This is a genomic window from uncultured Ellagibacter sp. (assembly GCF_934636505.1).
Taxonomy (GTDB): domain Bacteria; phylum Actinomycetota; class Coriobacteriia; order Coriobacteriales; family Eggerthellaceae; genus Ellagibacter.
On record NZ_CAKUAL010000006.1, the window covers coordinates 16224 to 35188 of the forward strand.

The 18965-nt window shown below is 62.3% G+C and carries 20 protein-coding genes and 1 tRNA gene; 1 reads left to right on the forward strand and 20 read right to left on the reverse strand.

Going from position 1 to position 18965, the window contains the following annotated elements:
• Window positions 1-20: 20 nt before the first annotated feature.
• The 19 genes from Q0G18_RS01370 to Q0G18_RS01460 all read right to left on the reverse strand — a co-directional run bounded on the left by Q0G18_RS01370 (window position 21) and on the right by Q0G18_RS01460 (window position 17005).
• Window positions 21-836: a hypothetical protein gene (locus Q0G18_RS01370; RefSeq protein ID WP_297148816.1), complete on the reverse strand. Its 816-nt coding sequence runs from the start codon at window positions 834-836 to the stop codon at window positions 21-23.
• A gap of 58 nt (window positions 837-894) precedes the next feature.
• Window positions 895-1713, reverse strand: coding sequence for a formate/nitrite transporter family protein (locus Q0G18_RS01375; protein WP_297148819.1), 819 nt, complete (start codon window positions 1711-1713; stop codon window positions 895-897).
• A gap of 78 nt (window positions 1714-1791) precedes the next feature.
• Window positions 1792-1888, reverse strand: a tRNA-Sec gene (locus Q0G18_RS01380).
• 253 nt (window positions 1889-2141) lie between these two features.
• Complete coding sequence (locus tag Q0G18_RS01385) at window positions 2142-2504, reverse strand: transporter substrate-binding domain-containing protein (protein ID WP_297148821.1); 363 nt, start codon at window positions 2502-2504, stop codon at window positions 2142-2144.
• Window positions 2505-2519: 15 nt separating this feature from the next.
• Window positions 2520-2702, reverse strand: coding sequence for a hypothetical protein (locus tag Q0G18_RS01390; protein WP_297148823.1), 183 nt, complete (start codon window positions 2700-2702; stop codon window positions 2520-2522).
• A 187-nt stretch (window positions 2703-2889) separates the two neighbouring features.
• Complete coding sequence (locus Q0G18_RS01395) at window positions 2890-3438, reverse strand: 2-oxoacid:acceptor oxidoreductase family protein (RefSeq protein WP_297148825.1); 549 nt, start codon at window positions 3436-3438, stop codon at window positions 2890-2892.
• Window positions 3438-4277: a thiamine pyrophosphate-dependent enzyme gene (locus Q0G18_RS01400; RefSeq protein WP_297148827.1), complete on the reverse strand. Its 840-nt coding sequence runs from the start codon at window positions 4275-4277 to the stop codon at window positions 3438-3440. The genes Q0G18_RS01395 and Q0G18_RS01400 overlap by 1 nt, the downstream gene beginning before the upstream one ends.
• A complete protein-coding gene (locus Q0G18_RS01405; RefSeq protein ID WP_297148828.1) occupies window positions 4277-5344 on the reverse strand; it encodes a 3-methyl-2-oxobutanoate dehydrogenase subunit VorB in 1068 nt (355 codons plus the stop codon). The genes Q0G18_RS01400 and Q0G18_RS01405 overlap by 1 nt, the downstream gene beginning before the upstream one ends.
• Before the next feature lie 3 nt (window positions 5345-5347).
• Window positions 5348-5554, reverse strand: a complete 207-nt coding sequence (locus Q0G18_RS01410) for a 4Fe-4S binding protein (RefSeq protein WP_296058931.1) — start codon at window positions 5552-5554, stop codon at window positions 5348-5350.
• Window positions 5555-5582: 28 nt separating this feature from the next.
• Window positions 5583-6314 carry a ParA family protein gene (locus tag Q0G18_RS01415; protein ID WP_297148831.1) on the reverse strand — a complete coding sequence of 244 codons (732 nt, stop codon included), beginning with the start codon at window positions 6312-6314 and terminating at the stop codon, window positions 5583-5585.
• A 1-nt stretch (window position 6315) separates the two neighbouring features.
• Complete coding sequence (locus Q0G18_RS01420) at window positions 6316-8103, reverse strand: AMP-binding protein (RefSeq protein ID WP_297148833.1); 1788 nt, start codon at window positions 8101-8103, stop codon at window positions 6316-6318.
• 98 nt (window positions 8104-8201) lie between these two features.
• On the reverse strand, window positions 8202-8786 hold the full coding sequence (locus Q0G18_RS01425) for a cupin domain-containing protein (RefSeq protein ID WP_276996578.1): 585 nt from the start codon (window positions 8784-8786) through the stop codon (window positions 8202-8204).
• Window positions 8787-8954: 168 nt separating this feature from the next.
• A complete protein-coding gene (locus Q0G18_RS01430) occupies window positions 8955-11258 on the reverse strand; it encodes a transcription antitermination factor NusB (RefSeq protein ID WP_297148835.1) in 2304 nt (767 codons plus the stop codon).
• A complete protein-coding gene (gene fmt, locus Q0G18_RS01435) occupies window positions 11185-12144 on the reverse strand; it encodes a methionyl-tRNA formyltransferase (protein ID WP_297148838.1) in 960 nt (319 codons plus the stop codon). The genes Q0G18_RS01430 and fmt overlap by 74 nt, the downstream gene beginning before the upstream one ends.
• Window positions 12145-12687, reverse strand: coding sequence for a peptide deformylase (gene def / locus Q0G18_RS01440; protein WP_297148840.1), 543 nt, complete (start codon window positions 12685-12687; stop codon window positions 12145-12147).
• 165 nt (window positions 12688-12852) lie between these two features.
• The gene (locus Q0G18_RS01445; RefSeq protein ID WP_158048483.1) at window positions 12853-13815 is read right to left on the reverse strand and encodes a stomatin-like protein; all 963 of its coding nucleotides are present in this window, start codon (window positions 13813-13815) and stop codon (window positions 12853-12855) included.
• A gap of 26 nt (window positions 13816-13841) precedes the next feature.
• A complete protein-coding gene (locus Q0G18_RS01450; RefSeq protein ID WP_297148843.1) occupies window positions 13842-14279 on the reverse strand; it encodes an NfeD family protein in 438 nt (145 codons plus the stop codon).
• Window positions 14280-14383: 104 nt separating this feature from the next.
• Window positions 14384-16273 carry a DNA primase gene (gene dnaG / locus Q0G18_RS01455; protein WP_297148845.1) on the reverse strand — a complete coding sequence of 630 codons (1890 nt, stop codon included), beginning with the start codon at window positions 16271-16273 and terminating at the stop codon, window positions 14384-14386.
• Window positions 16274-16285: 12 nt separating this feature from the next.
• Complete coding sequence (locus Q0G18_RS01460) at window positions 16286-17005, reverse strand: hypothetical protein (protein WP_297148847.1); 720 nt, start codon at window positions 17003-17005, stop codon at window positions 16286-16288.
• Window positions 17006-17223: 218 nt separating this feature from the next.
• Between Q0G18_RS01460 and Q0G18_RS01465 the strand changes: the two genes are divergently transcribed.
• The gene (locus tag Q0G18_RS01465) at window positions 17224-18453 is read left to right on the forward strand and encodes an HD domain-containing protein (RefSeq protein WP_297148849.1); all 1230 of its coding nucleotides are present in this window, start codon (window positions 17224-17226) and stop codon (window positions 18451-18453) included.
• Here the strand turns inward: Q0G18_RS01465 and rnhA are convergent.
• Window positions 18450-18926, reverse strand: a complete 477-nt coding sequence (gene rnhA / locus Q0G18_RS01470; protein ID WP_297148851.1) for a ribonuclease HI — start codon at window positions 18924-18926, stop codon at window positions 18450-18452. The two genes, Q0G18_RS01465 and rnhA, sit on opposite strands and share 4 nt — an antisense overlap.
• Between the last annotated feature and the right edge of the window lie 39 nt (window positions 18927-18965).

Here is an 18965-nt window from a genome sequence, read left to right on the forward strand (position 1 = left end):
TGCGCCGAGGCAGCTGCACCTTACTCTCCGAAGAAGGCGCGGGCTGTTCGCGCTGCGGGGAGATCCTTGCCATTGTCGGCGGCGAAGCGCATGCAGCCTGCTGCCGCATCGCGGTTGCCCGCCGCAGCGTGAAGCTCGCCTTCCTTGGCAGCATACACGACGCGCAAGCGCGTGCACTGGTCGTGGTTGTCCCAGATGGAGCGGTAAAGCCCGATAAGCTTCGACTCGTCGTGGGCGAGTTCTGCCTGGGCGACCTCGCGCGACCATGAGAGATAGGCGCGGCGCTGCTGCGTGATAATATCATCCCCCAAGTTTGGCAGCGAGAGCGCCTCGTCGATGAGCGCAATCACCCGATTGTTGTCGAAGAGGCTCTTCACCAGGGGAACCAGATCGGCGTACAGCGCGATTTTCGCCTCATCGGTGGGCGCGTCCTTCACGCTGTCTTGAATCATGAGGCCGAACTTCGCGGCGTCGCTCTTGCGGTCGACATTGATAAGCGCGCACGCGTAAAAGGACAAAAACCACGCGGGAAGCTCGCCCAAGGGCGGCTCGGCGGATTCCGCGATTTTCGACGAACCTTCGAGGAAGGCCATAGCATCGCAGTCATCGTTGTAGAGGGAGACGAGCTTTTCGAGCTTAGCCTGCGCTGCGCGAGCAAACACGCGCGTGAAGACGAACAAGCCGACGAGCAGCAGCACGACGGACACGCCCGCGCCCGCTGCGGTGAAGCCCATCGCGCGCCCCTCGATGTTCGACCAGATGAAGACCACGACGAGGGGAATGGCGACGGCAATAGCACAAGCCGCTATCTCATAGCGTTTAAAATACGTAAGCACGAACCTCACCCTTCCCCGTTTGACTGTTGAAAGGTAAGTGTAGCGTATGCGCGTGGGTTTACGCGCGATTCTCACGAGTTCGATACGCGAACCAATACGCCGTGCCGACCGCCACGCCGCCGACGATGTTGCCGAGCGTCGCGATGACGATGTTCACGACGAGCCCCGCGAGCGTGATCGCCCCCGAGTTGCCGACGCCGAGCATGTTCATGAGAAGCCCGCTCGGAAGGAAGAACATGTTCGCCACGCAGTGCTCGAACCCGCAGGCCACAAACGCAGTGATAGGAAGAAAGATGCCGAGCACCTTATCGACCACCGAGCGGGCGGAAAAGCCGATCCACACGGCCAGGCACACGAGCACGTTGCAGAGGATGCCCTTCGCGAAGATGGTGGCGGGTGCAAGTGAGGCCTTCGAGGAAGCAACGTTTACCATGGTCGTCCCGACCGCTCCCCCGTTCATCGCGCCCATCTGCGAGGCGCATACGAGGAACACGACGACGAGCGAGCCGGCAAGGTTTCCCAGCCACACAATCGCCCAGTTGCGCGCGAGCTGGCCTGAGCCGATCTTTTTCGAGAACAGCGAGCACACCATAAGCGAGTTGCCGGTGAAAAGCTCCGCGCCGCAGCAGAGCACGAGCACGAGGCCTAAGCAGAAGCAAGCGCCACCGCCAGCGCGTTGCACGGCGAAAGGAAGCGATGAATCGCTTGTGAACAGGCAAAAGAACATTGCGCCGAAGCCGATGAAGGCGCCTGCGAGCATCGCGGCGACAAACATGCGGCCAGCGGGCATCGAGCCCTTCGAGATGCCGAGGGTCTCCGCCTTCGCCTCGGTTTGACCCGGGCTTAACGCATCGACGGAAATTGATTGATCTGCCATAATTCCCCCCATTTCCTGGAAAAGACAACAAGCACGCAAGCACCTTGCGGCGCCGATCACGTCGTTTCATGGAAATATTGGCGGAGATGCGTGCGAATCGAACACACCCAAGACGTTCTGCGCGCCTCACAGCGGCTTTGAAGGCCGCGGGGCCCACCAGGACCCATCCATCTCCAAGAAGAAAGCTTCCTAAAGCGTGACAATCATACCGCATGCCTGCGCGCAACCCCCGACCCGTTGAGCAAAGGGCGAATAATCCCGCCAATGACACCACGGCGGGCGCAATTACGGGGGCACCTTAGCTACACAAGATATGCTTCCGTAATGCCGAACGGCACGAACATCAGCAAGGTCCCTACGAAAGGCACCGCAAGAAGCCGAAGCGGACAACACGGACATCAGCAGGCAAACGCAAAACGGGCAAAGCATTAGCGGCGGGCGGTGGCGAGCGCTTGCTTGACCTTCTCCATGTCGATGGGCTTGGCGAGATGCCCGTTCATGCCTGCATCGTGGGCTCGCTGGGCATCTTCGGCAAGTGCAGGGTCGCCCACGGTAAGGTCGCCGCGATCGGGCTTCACGTAGATGTAATAGCGCTCCTTGCCCGAAGGGTTCGTCGAGTAGAGAAGGTTCTCGGCTCGTTCGGGGGTATAGGAGATGTTCGACATGAGGTCGATTTCCCCCGCCTCATGCTTGGCAATGAGCTCGGAGAACGTTCCCAGGACGTACTCGTATTTCCAGCCCTCGGTGTGGTAGGAAATGTCTTGCAGGTATTCGTATCCCCAGCCCGACATATACGTGTCGGGCGTTCAGGATTGGTAGTCCTGATTGTCGATGAGGTAGCCGACGCGAATCACTTTCGAGGAAGCCGCCTCGTCCTGAGATTGCCCCTGCTCGTCGGCCGAAGCCACTCCTAAGGTGCCGACGGATGCCAAGGAAAACGCGAGCACGGTCGCGAGAACGAAGCGCAACGCGATAGTACGTGACCTCAAGGCACCCTCCGACCTACTGATAGCGTAATAGAAGTATCATAGCAGCAACTTGCAAGTAAAGAGGGCGCGGCACGCGAATCTCGCGTGCCGCGCCTCAACTGGGGCTTCGCGTCAACCGTGCGCCTTTGAGGGTAAGAAGCTGCGGCGAAGGGTGTCCCTTTAGCGCCCCTCGCCGCGCCCGCTGCCCTTACGCCTCGATACCGAGCGAGAGCGCCTGCTTGTTCTTATCGAGCATCGCAGCTTTGCGCGCGGGAACGCACTTCTCGATCGCCGCCGTGAGCACCTCGGAATCGCAGAACGGGTCCGCCGCAAAGAGAGCGCCCACCAGCACGATGTTGCCCAAGCCCTTAAGCCCCGCCTTCTCGGCGATATCGGCAGCGGGGATGGCCTTCACCGTGACGTCGTTGCGCTCGGGAATGTTCTGCACGAGCGTGGAGTCGGCGATGACAAGACCGCCGGGAACGACCGCGTCAATGAACTTGTCGAGCGAGGGTTGGTTCATCGCGATGAGGACATCGGGCGCCGTGATGAGCGGGCTGCCGATGGGGTCTGCCGCCAAGCTGACACTGCAGTTCGCGGTGCCGCCGCGCATTTCAGGGCCGTAGGAAGGCAGCCACGAAACCTCGCGGTTGCCGATAAGCCCGGTATAGGCGATGACCTTGCCGGCAAAGAGCACGCCCTGCCCGCCGAAACCGGCGAGCACGATCTTGCGATCGGGATACGTCGTCTCAGCCATTAATTGCCCCCTTCCGACTTCTCGGGATGGGCAATGGGACATGCCGCCGAGCGCGCCGACGCCGCCTCAGCCGCGTTCGCATAACCATCGGCAACGACGTCGCGGTAGACGCCGAGCGGATAGTACGGCAGCATGTTCTCGCGCATCCATTCGAAGGCCTCTTGCGGCGTCAATCCCCAGTTCGTGGGGCAAGTGGAAACGACCTCGATGAACGAGTAGCCCACGCCGTCGATCTGGTACTGGAACGCCTTCTTGATGGCGTTTTTCGCTTTGCGGATGTTCTTCTTGCAGTCGACGGTAACGCGCTCGATGTACGCCGGGCCGTCGAGCGTGCTCAAAAGCTCGCACACGCGCACGGGATAGCCCGCCTTCGAGACGTCGCGCCCATAGGGGCTCGTCTGCGTGACCTGGTTCGGAAGGCTCGTCGGAGCCATCTGACCGCCCGTCATGCCGTAGATCGCGTTGTTGATGAAGATGACGGTGATGTGCTCGCCGCGCGTCGCCGCATGGACGGTTTCCGCCATGCCGATCGAGGCGAGGTCGCCGTCTCCTTGGTACGCGAACACCACGTGGTCGGGCAGAACGCGCTTCACACCGGTCGCCACCGCGGGGGCGCGGCCGTGAGCAGCCTCAATCATGTCGCAACCGAAGAAATCGTAGGACATGACCGAGCAGCCGACGGGCGCGACGCCTACGGTCTGGCCCTCGATATCGAGCTCGTCCATGGTCTCGCACACGAGGCGATGGACGATGCCGTGCGTGCACCCCGGGCAATAGTTGGTCACCACCGGCAACAGGGAATGCGGGCGGGAAAACACGAGCTTCTCGTCTTGTGCCATTAGAGAACCCCTCCCCTCTTCGCAGAATCCTTGATAGCGGAAAGCACCTCTTCGGGCGTCGGGATGACGCCGCCGGTGCGGCCGTAGAAGTCGACCGCCGCGCGCCCGTTCACCGCAAGGCGCACGTCATCGACCATCTGTCCCATGTTCATCTCGACCGACAGGAACGTTTTCGCGTGCGTGAGCGCGTCCTCGATTGCCTTCGTCGGGAACGGCCACAACGTGATCGGACGAAGGAGACCGGCCTTGATGCCCTCCTCGCGCGCGGCGACGACCGCGCTTCTCGCCACGCGGCTCGATGCGCCGAATGCGACTACGACGACTTCCGCATCGTCGAGCATGAAGGCTTCTGAGCGCTGCTCTTTCTCGCGGATGACCTCGTAGCGCTCGAAGCGCTCTATGTTGAGTTTCTCGAGGGCATCGGCGGTCAGATAGAGCGAGTTCACGATGTTGTGGGCGCGCTTGCCCTTATGTCCCGTCGTTGCCCAGGGCTTCTCGGGAAGGCTCTCCTTAGGCTCCGGCAAAACGACCGGCTCCATCATCTGGCCCAACATGCCGTCGGCAAGCACCATGACAGGCGTGCGGTACTCGTCAGCCAAATCGAAGGCACGGTAGACGCAGTCCGCCATCTCCTGCACCGTCGAGGGCGCAAGCACGGGCATGAAGAAGTCGCCGTGCCCAGTTGCGCGCGTGGCCTGCCAATAGTCGGACTGGGAGGGCTGAATGCCGCCGAGACCCGGGCCCCCTCGCTGCACGTTGATGATGACGCCCGGCAGATCCGAGCCTGCCATGTACGAGATGCCCTCGCCTTTAAGCGAGATTCCAGGACTCGATGAGGACGTCATCGCGCGAGCGCCGGCGGACGCAGCGCCGTACACCATGTTGATGGCCGCGATCTCGCTTTCAGCCTGCAGATACGTTCCGCCGATCTTCGGCATGCGCTTAGACATGTAGGCCGCAAGCTCGGTCTGCGGCGTGATGGGATAACCGAAGAAAAAACGGCACCCGGCGCGCAGCGCACTTTCAGCGAGCGCCTCGTTTCCCTTCATGAGAACCTTTTCAGCCATAACTCACCTCCAAACCGAGATGGCGACATCGGGGCACATGACCGCGCATGAGCAGCACCCCGTACATTTTGATAGATCGATGCAGTGTGCAGGATGATAGCCCTTGGCCGTTATCCTCTCCTGATCGAGTTCGATGATGTGGGTCGGGCACGCATCCACACAAAGGCCGCAGCCCTTGCAGAAGCCCTCGTCCACGCTGATTCTTGCCATTTGACGTTAACCCCCGCCCTCTTGACTATCAATTACTCCACGGCGTTTGCCGATAGGGATCTATTTCGTAGAGCGCCACGTCGGCGCCCTCTTGGGAAAGCCGCTCCCTCGCCGCATCCGCACAAGATGCGGGAACGCAGACGGCAGCAAGCGGCAGACCCGCCGCACATGCCACTTCGCGGGCAAACGGCAGCGAAGTGGAAATCGCATCTTCGTCGGTGTCGCCCATGAGATGGGAGTTCGCGACGATTGCCGTCGCACGAAGGCGCGATGCACGCTCGATTTCGTAGAGCACCTCGCACGCTTCGCGCGGATCGCGGGTAAGCGCTCGGTAGCGGTTTACGACATACCACATCTCGTAAGGTGACGAAGCGATTGTGCGCGAGAAACGCCCAAGCGCTGCAGCACCCGCATCGTCGCCGCCGACATCGATGACGCACAGCTCGTTTTCGTTGGACTGCGCGCGCTCGATCGCGGGAGCAACCGCGCCGGTGAGCGCTGGCATGTCGATGTTGCAGTCGGGACCGGCATAGACCGGCGTTATCACCGAGATGCCCGCCGCCCGAAGCGATTGCGCCTGGTCACTCGACCTGAAGTAGGGATTCACCACATCGAGGTCGACGAGCGTGACGCGCTTTCCCGCGCGGGCGACATCCTTTGCAAGCGAAAGCGAAAGCGCCGTCTTCCCCACACCGTAGTGGCCGCACACGATAAGCACGCCCGACAGCTGCGAAACGTCGAAATCGCGAACCTGCGCCATGCTAGATAAGGCCCTCGGGAAGCTTCGGCGACTTCAAGTCCGCCCCGTCCTTCTGCCTGATGGCGACACGGCGGATCTTGCCGTTCACGGTCTTCGGCAGCGCGTCGACGTACTCGACGATGCGCGGATACTTGTAAGGAGCCGTACGATGCTTCACCCATGCCTGCAGCTCGCGGGTCAGCTCGTCGGAACCTGTGAAACCATTAGCCAGCACGACCGTCGCCTTGACGGCGAAGCCGCGAACAGGGTCGGGCACGCCGGTGACAGCGCACTCGCGCACCGCCTCGTGCTCGAGCAGCTCGCTTTCGATCTCGAAAGGCCCGATGCGATAGCCAGACGACTTGATGACGTCGTCGTTTCGGCCGACGTACCAGAAGTAACCGTCCTCGTCGACCCAGGCGGTGTCGCCCGTATGATACCAGCCGTCGTAAATCGCGTTCGCCGTCTTTTCGGGGTCGCGATAGTATTCCATCATGATGCCCGCGGGGCGCGGCTCCATGCAGATGCAGATCTCGCCCGTCTCGCCGGTGTTGCAGCGCGAGCCGTCGTCGCGCTGGATCTCGACGTTGTAGAGAGGCACGGGCTTGCCCATCGAACCGGAACGCGGCGTCGAATGCTTGAGGTTGGCGATGGTAAGCGGCGTCTCCGTCTGCCCGAAGCCCTCGTAGATCGTAAGCCCCGTGTGCTCTTTCCAGAAGTTGAACAAATCGGGATTGAGCGCCTCGCCCGCGGTCGTCGAGTACTGAAGCGAGGAGAGATCATAGGCGTCGAAATTCTCCGACATCATGAGGCGGTACATCGTCGGCGGGCAGCACATAGACGTGACCTGGTACTTCGAGATAAGCGAGAGAATCTCACCCGCGTTGAAACGGTCGAAATCGTACGTGAGGACGCAGGCCTCCATGAGCCACTGCCCGTAGTATTTGCCCCAGACGGCCTTGCCCCAGCCCGTGTCGGCGATGGTGAAGTGGACGCCGTCGGGCTGCACGTTATGCCAATGCTTGGCGGTGATGAGGTGCGCAACAGCGTAACTGGAATCGTGGAGCACCATCTTCGGGTTGCCGGACGTGCCGGAGGAGAAGTACATGAGCATGGGCTCGGCAGCTACCGTGTCGCGACGTTCGAAGACCTCGCTCGCCGCGCGGACGCCGCTGTTAAAGTCGACCCAACCCTCGCGCTCGATAGACGCTGCGCAGATGCCTTCCTCGCCGGAAAGCGCCGCGCCGACCGTGCCCGCAACAGCGATGAGGTTTCCATCCTCGTCGTGTCGGGTCAAGCCGCCGCCCGCGCCGTTCACGAGGATGCGAGAGGTGACCGTGGGGCACTCGGAGATGACGTTGTCGGCAATCTGGGCGATGTCCCCAACGGAGGTGCAGATGATGGAGCTGATGGAGGCGCCGTTTAAGCGGTATTCCAGGTCGTGCTCCTTCAACATGAAGGTCGCGGGGACCATGACCGCGCCGATCTTGGCCAACGCCGTCGCAACGAACCAGAACTGGTAGTGGCGGCGCAGCACGACGAGAACGTAATCGCCGCGCTTGATGCCCTGATCGACCAGGAAGTTTGCCGTCTTGTCGGACCAGCGCTTCATGTCCGCGAACGTGAAGATGTGCTCCTCGCCTTCGGGGTTGCACCAGATCATCGCGCGACGGTCGGGGTCGTTCACCGCGATGTCGTCGACGACGTCGTAGCCGAAGTTGAAGTTGTCGGGATAGTGGACGCTGAACGTCTCGAGCTGGCCATCGGAAGCGTAGGTCTCGTCAACGTAGCGCAGATTGATATTCCTCATGGGATAAAAGAACCTCTTTCAGTGCAAGCAGGGCAATTCGCCCGTGAAGTCTCGTAGATACCGAAGGGTGGCGCAACCTGGGGCAAGCCCGGGCGCGCCTACATAATCTCGATATCCTGCGGCTTCAAAACGATCGCGTAGAACACGCACGGCTCGCCGCCTGTGGCGATCATGCCATGCCCGCGACCCGAATCGTACATAAGCACGTCGCCGGGGCCGAGTTCCTCGACGTGGCCTTCGTAGGCGAAGCGCATATGTCCGGAGACGATGCAGTCGATTTCCTGACCGCGGTGATAGGAAAGATGGATGGGTTTGTCTTGCTCTTCGGGAAGATAGGGCATCGTGACCAAGAACGGCTCGGCGAGTTTGTTCTTGAACTGCGGCGCCTTGTGCAAATACTCGAAGCCGGCACGGCGCTTCACGGACAGCCCGTCGCCCTCGCGGATAAGGGAATACCCGGTCAGGTGAGGGTTCTCGCCGGTAAGCAGCTCGACGACGTCGACGCCGAAGCGCTTCGCGCACTTCGAGAGAAAGGTGAAGCTTAAATCCTGCTCGCCCGATTCCTGCGCGGCGTATTCCGAAAGCGAGCGACCCGTCGCCTGGGCCATTTCCTGCATCGAGATGTCGAGATCCTCGCGCAACGACCTAATTCGCGAAGCCACCTCTTCGATCTTCGGTTCCATATGCGACTCCCCCTTTCATAATGCTCGAATGATGCATCGTTAACGATGCCTAACGCATGGATTGTATCGCAACGTTGCGAAATGGAAGTAGTTTGATATGCAAACGGCGGCTAACCGTCATATGGATAGCCGCCGTTTCAGGCAGGCCCCCGCAATTGGGGGATTATTTTATTCCGTCGCCTTCACAAGTCGCACGGCGAAGTGGGCATCGGGCGAGCCCGGCTTGAGCGCGGGGTTGAAGCACGGCGCCCCGCCGATCGGCGCCAAGGCGAACGAGCTGCCCTCGTCGCTTGCGAGGAACGCCTTCACGACATCGATGTTCTCGGCGCGCGTGATGGTGCACGTGGAAAAGACGATACTGCCGCCCGGGGCGACATGGGTCGAGGCGGACTTCAGGAGCGCCAAGCCAGTCTTTGCAAACTCGTCGATCTTCTCGGGGTTCAAGCGCCAGCGGATTTCCGGGTGGCGGCGCAACGTGCCCAGGCCCGAGCACGGGGCATCGATGAACACGACGTCGAAGGCACGCTCGCCCACCACGTCATCGAGCGCCGTCGCGTCGCCGGTGATCGATTCGGAGACATGGATGCCGTATTCCTCCGCGCGCTCGGCGGTGATGTTCGTCTTGAACTCCAGGTTGTCGACGGTCACGTACTCCTCGATCTGCGAGCCGTAGCGGCGCTGAGCGTCGCTTTGGATGAGGACGGTCTTCGTCCCGCGGCCGGCGCCGACCTCAAGAAGCGACGCGGGCTTTTCCTCGGGAAGCACAAGGCGCGCGATCTGCTGGGACGACGCGTCGGAGACGAGGAGCTGGCCGGTCTGGATCATATGGCGGACGCGCCCGTCGAAGAGCACGCGCCCCTCGGAGAGGCAATAGCACCCGGGGATGTCCTCGCCGTTGACCGACACGGCCACCGGATCGCCATGGGCCGCCACGATCGTCTCGACGACCTCGGCCTCGTCCGCCTTCGCCGCGTTGATCGCGACGAACAGGGGCGCCGGTTCATTCGACCCCGCGAGGTAATCGCGCGTGGCTTCGGGGCCCAAGTCGAGCAACGCCCGCTTGGCGAGCCACTCGGGGAAGGCATGCAGGCGCGCGAACGCCTCGATGTCGGTGCGGGGGTCGCCGAAGGGGAACTTGTGCGCCTTGTCGGCGATGCGACGCAAAACGGCGTTCGCCAGGCCGGATGCCTTCGGCGCGATCGTCTTCACCAGCTCGACGCCCTGGCTTACCGCGGCATGCGGCTCCTTCTTCAGGAAGATAATCTCGTAGGTCGAGATGCGCAGCGCGTCGCGCACGTCGTCGTCGATGTCGCTTACACGGTCGAGGCAGCGGTTGATGACGTCGTCGAGCGTGCCGTACGAGCTCACCACGCCGAGCGTGAGACGCGTTGCGAACGCGCGGTCCTCGCGGGACATGCGGGAGGAATCGATGTACTTGTGGATAAGCTCCTGAGCGAAGGCATCGCGCTCACGGACGATCGACGTCACGCGCAGAGCTGCCTGGCGAGCTGGGGAGGCGCTGCGCTCGGAATCCTTGTGGACGACGCCGCTCGTGCGGGGCTTGTCGCCGAAGGAGTGCTTCGCACCGCGGCGCTCACCGCCCTTGGGACGATTGCGGTACTTGAGCTCGCCGTTCTCGTCAAGCTCGAGCTCGCCGCGATAGACGCCTTCCCGCGGCTCGCGACCCTCGGCGAGGGCAGCATTCTGCTCGTTGGGACGCCACGGCCCGCGGCGTTCGAAGCCGCGATGCTCGCCTGCGTCTTTGCGCGAGAAGCCGCGATCGTCGGCACGATCTTTCTTGAAGGGGGCGTCGCCGCGAGGAGCGCGGTCGAAATCGCGCGCTGCGCCTTCGCGCTTTTCGAAGGGCTTGCGGTCGCCATCGTGCTTATTGAAGGGCTTACGCTCGCCGTCGCGCTTCTCGAATGTGCGGTTATCATCGCGCTTGCCGTAAGGCTTGCGATCGCCTTCGCGCTTTTCGAATTTGCGCTCGCCGTCGCGCCTGCGATCGTCATCCCGCTTGCCGTAAGGCTTTCGGTTGTCGTCTCGCTTGCCGTAGGGCTTGCGATTGCCGTCCCCCTGCTTCGAGAAGGACTTGCCTCCCGAGCGACGGTCATCGCCGCGCTTACCGTAGGATTTGCGGTCATCGGAGCGCTCGTTGTCGAAGGGCTTGCGGGAACGATGCTCGCCATCGCGGGAGGAACCGCCGCGCGAGTCGCGCTTGCCATAGCCGCCCTTGCCGCCTTTTCCGCCGTCGCGCGAGCCCTTATAAGAGCCCCTGCGGTCGCCGTTTCCCTTCGAACCGTAGGAACCTGAGTTCGAGCGGCCGCGACGATCTTGCGATCCCTGGCGCTTCGCGCCGCCGTTGCCGCGATGTTCTTCGTTATGCTGGTTGTTGCCATCAGGCATGTTGTGCCGTCCATTCTCCGTCGTGCCCATGAAGCGCCGCAGCTCCTGCCGCGAATGCCTGGGCATCCATTTCTTTCTTTCCATCTGGTTTCAAGCGGAAGACCTCGAGAGCGCCGTCGGCACACCCAAGCAGAAGCCGCTTCGAGGCGAAGCGCACCTGCCCCGCACCAAGCCCGCTTGCCGCAGCCTTTCCCTGCTCGTCGTAATCGGCGCGGCATGCGTCGATGATCGTCGCGCCCTTGCCGAGCACCAAGCATTTGCTCGGATGACCCGCGCTCGCTGCGCGGACGCGACGAACAAGCAGGTCGACGCCGAGTGCCGGGTCCAAATCGAGCTCGCCCTTCTCAATCTTATGAGCGTAGGTGGCGTCGGACTCCTTCTGCACGACCCAACGCTCCTGCCCGCGCATAATCTGCATGATCGCCGTCAAAAGGGCATGCGAGCCCAGGTTCGCGAGTTCGTCGGCGAGCACGGGAAGCGTTTTCTCCCCCACGTCGAGCGTCCGGCATACGCAGAAGGGGCCGGTGTCGAGGCCTTCCTCCATGCGCATGATGCACACGCCCGTCTCCTCGTCGTCGGCGAGGATCGCATGCTCGATAGGAGCCGCGCCCCTCCAGCGGGGCAGAAGCGAGGCGTGCACGTTCAGGCAATGATACGTAGGGCACTCGAGAACTTCGACGGGCAGGATCATGCCGTATGCCGCAACGATGATGAAGTCGGGCCGATACTGCTCAAGCGTAGCGATGGCCTCGGGGTCTTTGAAGGTCGTCGGCTGCTCGACGGGAATGCCGAGGCTTATCGCCGTTTCCTTCACCGGGGACGCGACGAGCTTTTTGCCCCGTCCGCGAACCGCATCGGGGCGCGTGTAGGCGGCGACGACGTTGTAGTGCTGCGAGAGATCCTCAAGGATGGTTGCCGCGAAGCTCGGCGTGCCCATGAAGACGATGCGCATTCAATCCACCTCGATGGAGGTGTCGCCCGGCTTGGCGCCCTTCTTGCGCGCCTCGTCATAGGCTTCGAGCGCGCGGATGCGCGTCAGGGGGTCGCACGACTCGAAAAGCGTGCGCCCATTCAAGTGATCGATCTCATGCTGAAGGCAGCGCCCAAGAAGGCCATCGCCTTCGATTTCCCACAACTCTCCGTCGAGGTCGTAGTAGCGAACGCGGGCCCAGGGCTTGCGTGAAACAGGAACAGTGATGCCAGGGCAAGAAAGGCAGCCTTCGCCCTGCGTTTCGGGCTCGCCTTTAAGCTCCATGATCTCGGGGTTGACCAAAACGATGGGGTTTTGCTCATTGGAGTCGTCAACATCGATGACGACCAGGCGCTTCGTCACGCCGACCTGCGGAGCTGCGATTCCGCAACCGTTGTTGTTGTACATAGCTCGCGCCATCTGCTTGGCGAGCTTCTTCAAGCTGTGGTCGCCTGGCGTGCACGGCTCGCACACCTGGCGAAGAAGCGGGTCGGGGGCAATAACGATACTGACCACTGGCAACACGTCCTTTATTCGATTGACATGCGGGCGCGCAGATAGAGCGCGCCCGACTTTTTCGCTTGCGACATTGTGGCAAGCACACCCGCGCCTGTCCACCCGAAGTGCCAGGTTGAGCGGGAAACGAACACAAATCTACGGGATGCGGGCCCGCGTGGGGCCCAAAACGCGCTACGCGTTCGGTGTCTCGCTTTGCTTCGGGGCGTTCGGGTCGTCGGTCACGATTTCCTTGATCGACGCCGCGAGACCGGCGATTCCCTGGATATCGGAGGGGATGATGAGCTTGGTTGCACGACCGTTCGCAACGCACTTCAGGGCCTCGTATGCCTGAAGCGTCAAAACGGCGTTGTCGGCGCCCGCCTCACGCACCATCGCGATGCCCTCTGCGGTTGCGCGCTGGACGTTGCGAATTGCCTCGGCCTCGCCTTCCGCCTCACGGATCTGCTTTTCCTTCTCAGCTTCCGCAGCGAGGATGATCGCCTGCTTCTCGGCTTCGGCGGAGAGGATCTGCGCCTGCTTCTCGCCCTCGGCAACCGTGATGGCGCTCTGCTTCTGGCCCTCTGCCAAAAGCACCGCCTCGCGCTTCTCTCGCTCGGCCTTCATCTGCTTCTCCATCGCCTGCTGGATGGCGGCGGGCGGCGTGATGTTCTTCACTTCGACGCGGTTGACCTTGATGCCCCACGCGTCGGTTGCCTCATCGAGGATGGAGCGCATCTTCGCGTTGATGGTGTCGCGGGAAACGAGCGTCGTGTCGAGGTCGAGCTCGCCGATGATGTTGCGGATCGTGGTCGCGGAGAGGTTCTCAATAGCGACGATGGGGTTCTCCACGCCGTAGCAAAAGAGCTTCGGGTCGAGAATCTTGAAGAAGACGACCGTGTCGATCGAGATCGTGACGTTGTCCTTCGTGATGACCGGCTGCGGCGGGAAATCGAAGACCTGCTCCTTGAGCGAGATCCCCATGCGCACATGGTCGATGAAGGGGACCTTGATGTGGAGGCCGTTGTTCCAGGTGGTGAGATACGATCCCAGACGCTCGACGATGGCGGCTTCAGCCTGCGGAACGATTTTCACGCAGGTGACGGCCAAGACCACCACGATGACGACGAGCACGATGAGGAAGGTGAGCAGTGGCATAGCGTTTCCTTTCGATAGCGGACGGTTTACGCTTCCGGTTCACAGGGTTTGACGATGAGCTTGATGGACTCCTGGGCAACGACCTCGACGCGCGTGCCCACAGGAAGGACCTCCCCCGTAGCGGAGCGAGCCGACCAGGTCATATGGTCGGAAAGCTCGATCCTGCCCGTCAGCCCGTCGTTGTCGATCGTCTCGCACACGACGCCGCGCTCGCCGACGAGCGTAGGCTCAGCCGAGTGACCGCGGTTGCGGTGCTTCACGACGACGGGACGAAGGAGAATGAGGCAGAGCACCGAGACCACAAGGAACAGGACAATCTGCACGACGAACGTTGCACCGAGCAGATCGGCGACGAAAGCAACGAGCGCGCCGACGACGAACCACATCGTGATGAGGCCGAACGAGAAGGCCTCGATAAGGGCCATGACGGCGGCCACGACGAGCCAAAGAACCATATGAGACATTGGTGCACCTCCTTATTCACAAGCATGCCTAATTATACCAGAGCGTATTTCCGCATCGGCGCACCGCACACAAGACTTTACGCGGTTTTGCAACTGGTTGCATACTACAGACGGCCTTCGTGCGCGACGGGCTTGTGGGCAAGGCGCTTCTCGAGCAGCTCCTTTTGAAGCGCCGTCGTGGCCTGGAAAAGAAAGTCGTATTCCTCGGTCCCTTTAAGCGACTCGTCGGCAAGCTGACTGCGGAGCTCCTCGATCGCGTCCTCGGCATCGCCGATGGCAAGTTCTTCGGCGAGGAAGCGTGCGACCTCTTCGGGGGACGCCGTCTCGGTGGAGTTTCCCCCCGCAGTGAGAACACGCCCAGCACGGCCATCGACGGCAGCCGCGTTCGACACGATCGCCGCAGCGCTTGCGGCAGGATCGGACATGAGCGTGTCGAGAATGCTCGACGCGATGGCGGAATGCAGCGGGTCGTGCCACTTGGTCTGCGCGAGCACGTCCGCATGGGCAAGCGCAACAAGCGGGTTTTTCGCGAGCACGCTGAGAAGCTCACGTTCGAGCCGCAGGCGGTTGAGCTCGGTCTTCGAAAGCGCCCGACGCTGCGACGCTTGGACGGGAACGGGGGCTTGAGTCGCCGCTTCCTCATCTGCTGCTTCGCCGTAGCGCGCAGGGGGCGCAAGCTTCGAGAGCGCCTCGAGCACATCCTCCTCGCGAGCGCGGGTACGCCCGGCTATTTGGATGGCGTAGTCCTTCGCGAGCAGGGAGTCTTTGATGGGGGCGAGCACCGAGAGCGCCGATGCGAGCGCGGCGGACCTGCCCTCTGCGCTCGAGAGGTCGTGCGCGGCAAGGCGACGATCGATACCGTACTTCAAAAGCGGCTGCGCGTGCTCGATGAGCTCCTCAAGCTCGACGGCAGTGTGCGAGGCCATGTACTCGGCGGGGTCGAGGTTATCGGGCAGGGTGACGGCGCACAGCTCGATCCTCGTTTTGCCCGCCTCGGGCGTCATCGAGGAGTCGATGAACTCCAGCGCGCGGTCGGCCGCCTTCTGACCTGCGGCGTCACCGTCGAAGAGATAGACAATCTTCTTTTGCGCATGACGGCCGAGAATACGGATGTGGCGCATGGTGAGCGCCGTGCCGAGCGTGGCCACCGCGTTGCGCACTCCCCCTTCGTGAAGCGCGATGACGTCGGTGTAGCCTTCGCACACGATGGCGACGCCGCTCGATGCCATGGCGACTTTCGCCTTGTCAAGGCCGTAGAGCACCTGCGACTTGTGGAACAGCGGCGTCTCCTGGGAGTTGAGGTATTTCGGCTCCCCCTTCCCGACGACGCGCCCGCCGAACGCGATGCAGTTGCCCGCCACGTCGTTTATGGGGAACATGATGCGGTTGTAGAAACGGTCGCGCAGCTTGCCCTGGGAATCGCGGCTGCACACGTTCGCCTCGACCATCTCGTCGGCCTTGAAGCCCTTCGAGGAAAGATGGCGCGTGAGCACACCGCGCCCGGGGGCGAACCCCAAGTTCCAATCGTTTGGGACCTTGCCGCCCAAGTCGCGCCCCGAAAGGTACTCGCGCGCGGCCGCCGCCTCGGGCGACTTCAAGCGCATGAGCTGGAGATGGTAGAACTCGGCGGTCGCCTTGCAGATGTCTTTCAGGCGCGCCTTCTTGCTCGCGGGTGCCGCAGGCTTACCGCCAACCTCGACGATGTCGATATGCGCGCGCTCGGCGAGCCTATGGACCGCCTCGGGAAACGAAAGGTCTTCCGCCTTCATGATGAACGCGAACACATCCCCGCCCTCGCCGCAGCCGAAGCAGTGCCACAACTGCAGCGCCGGATCGATCTTGCACGAAGGCGATTTCTCGTTATGGAAGGGACAGCAGCACCAGAAGTCGCGGCCGCGCTGCTTCACGGGAACGCGCTCGCTGAACACGGCGACGATGTCGCTCGCGTCGCGAACTTTCTGGATGTCCTCATCGGTTATGCGCCCGCCGGGCATAGGATGCCCCGCCTACTCTTCATCTTTTCGCTGGGCAGGATCGGAAGCGGCCGCAGGGGCGGGCTTGCTTCGCTTCTCGAGGCGCTTCGCCTGCTCCCTCACGTGCTCGGGGACTTCCCATTCCTTATCCTGCAGATCGAGCAGAAGCGCAGCCGCCGCCGTGCGCTGGGAGAGGCGCACGCAACCGACGGTCTCGTCGGCGAACTCGCGGGCGAAGGTGACGCGCGCGGGAAGGATCGCAGCCCCCACCGAGGCGCCCACGGCCCCGAAGATGGCCGTGAAAGCGTTCACTTCGGCGGTGGAAACCGACACGTAGGCGCTCGTGATCAGGATGAGAACGGTGCAGGCGATGCCAAGGCCCACCACCGCGTAGCAGAACGCGCGGCCGGCATCGTTTTTCCCGCAGACGAGGGTCGCGATGACAAGCGATGCGAGAAGCGATACCACGGTAAGCACGTTGCCGTAGGAGACGATTGGCCCGAACATGGTGAATACCGCGCAGATGGCTGCGATGACGATGCACGGGAGCAGCACCTTCTTCGCGATTTCGCCGCGTTCATGCTCCTTTTCCGCAGAAAGGATACGCGTGCGGACGACCCTGCCGTGCGGCCAGCGGAACGACCCTGCGGCATGCTCGCGGCCGATTCCGGAGAGCTCGTCGACCTTAGACGACAAAAACCCGAACAGGCCGATTGCGACGACGACGATCAATATGATCAAAACCCACGGCATTGGCGCTTCCCCTCAGCTGGTATACGGTGCTTGCTAAACAATGGGATATGGTAGCACGACCGACGAACGCCCGCCCCGCGAGCACGGCCAAATGCGCAGTGCGCCTACAACCTGAGCCGAACACGCGCGTCACTGCTACAATGGCGGCAAACAAGGAAAGCGCGTCGAGCGCTCGTCTTCGCGGCAGGGTCGCACCCGCCGCGAGAAGGAAGGCAACCATGTCGAAGGATTCCATACCCTACCTGACGATCGACCCGGCAATCGAGGCGGAGATTCTCGCCGACCGCGCGGCGGGGCGGATGAGCCCCTACCGCTTTCGCGACGAGGACGTGGCCAGGCGCGAGCCGAACCCGCACGACACAGCGACGATCGCACGGCCCGCGTTCGCGCGCGACATCGAGAAGATCGTGAACATGCCCGCCTATAACCGGTATGCAGGCAAGACGCAGGTGTTCTCCTTCGTCGAGAACGACGACATCTGCCGCCGCGGCCTGCACGTGCAGCTGGTAAGCCGCGTCGCACGGGGAATCGGGCGGCTGCTCGGGCTGAACTGCGACCTCATCGAGGCCATCGCGCTCGGGCACGATTTGGGGCACACGCCCTTCGGGCATGCGGGCGAGCGGTTCTTGTCCCGTTGCTACCACGAGCGCACCGATCGCTATTTCAACCACAACGTCCATTCCGTGCGCGTGCTCGACCAGCTCTATCGCCGCAACGTGAGCCTGCAAACGCTCGACGGTGTGCTCTGCCACAACGGCGAGTTCGCCCAGCAGGAGCTCAAGCGCGGGGATGTGGGAACGTTCGAGGCGCTCGACGCGCTTGTCGAGGAGTGCACAGCCGACGAGCAGGTCATCTCCACGCTGCGCCCCTCCACGCTCGAGGGCTGCGTCGTGCGCGTGGCCGACATGATCGCATATGTGGGCAAGGACCGCCAAGACGCGATGGACATGGGCGCGCTCGCCTCGCTCGACGAGTTCGAGTCCACGGTGATGGGCAAGGCGAACGCGCAGATCATCAACAACCTCACCGCCGACATCGTGAACGAAAGCTACGGCAAGGACCGCATCGCCATGAGCGAGGCGATGTTTAACGACCTCAAGCGCGCGAAACGCCAAAACTACGAGATCATCTACAACAAGGAAGGCCTCGCCGCAAGCGACGGTATCACCGTCGGGGAGATGTTCGAGGAGGTCTATGAGAAGCTTCTCGGCGATTTGACCGAAGGGCGCGAGGAGTCCGCGATATTCAGGCACCATATCGATTATCTCGCGAGGAAGTCGCGCTCGATCACGCGCGAGCGCTACGTGGGCTCAACGGAGCCGAACCAGATTGTGGTCGACTACATCGCTTCCATGACGGACAGCTACTTCATGGCGCTCTACGCGCACCTGTTTCCCGAGCGCGCAAACCGGGTTCAGCTGCGCGGCTATTGCGCCGACCTGCGCTAACTAGTAAAACCGGTATCTTCGAGAAGGTTGGCGCCGTCGGCTGCGGCGGTCGCAAGCGCATCGCAGCGCTCGTTTTCGGGATGGCCTGCATGGCCCTTCACCCATACGAAGGTCACGTCGTGCGGCTTTTTCGCCTCGAGCAGGCGCTTCCAGAGGTCGGAGTTTTTGACGGGCTCCTTCTTCGCGTTCTTCCAACCGCGTTTAAGCCAGCCCTCGACCCAATGCTGGTTGAAGGCGTTCACCACATACTGCGAGTCCGAATGGACCTCGACGGTGCACGGGCGCTTGAGCGCCTCGAGCGCGACGATCACCCCGAGCAGCTCCATGCGGTTGTTCGTCGTGGTGGCATACCCCTGCGAGAGCTCGCGCTCGTGCAGCTTGCCCGTCGAGTCGACGAACTGCAGCACGGCGCCATAGCCGCCAGGGCCGGGATTTCCACGGGAAGAGCCGTCGGTGTAGATCGTGACTTTCATGCCGTCCTTTCGTCGAAAGCAAAACGAGGGCGGGGCCCT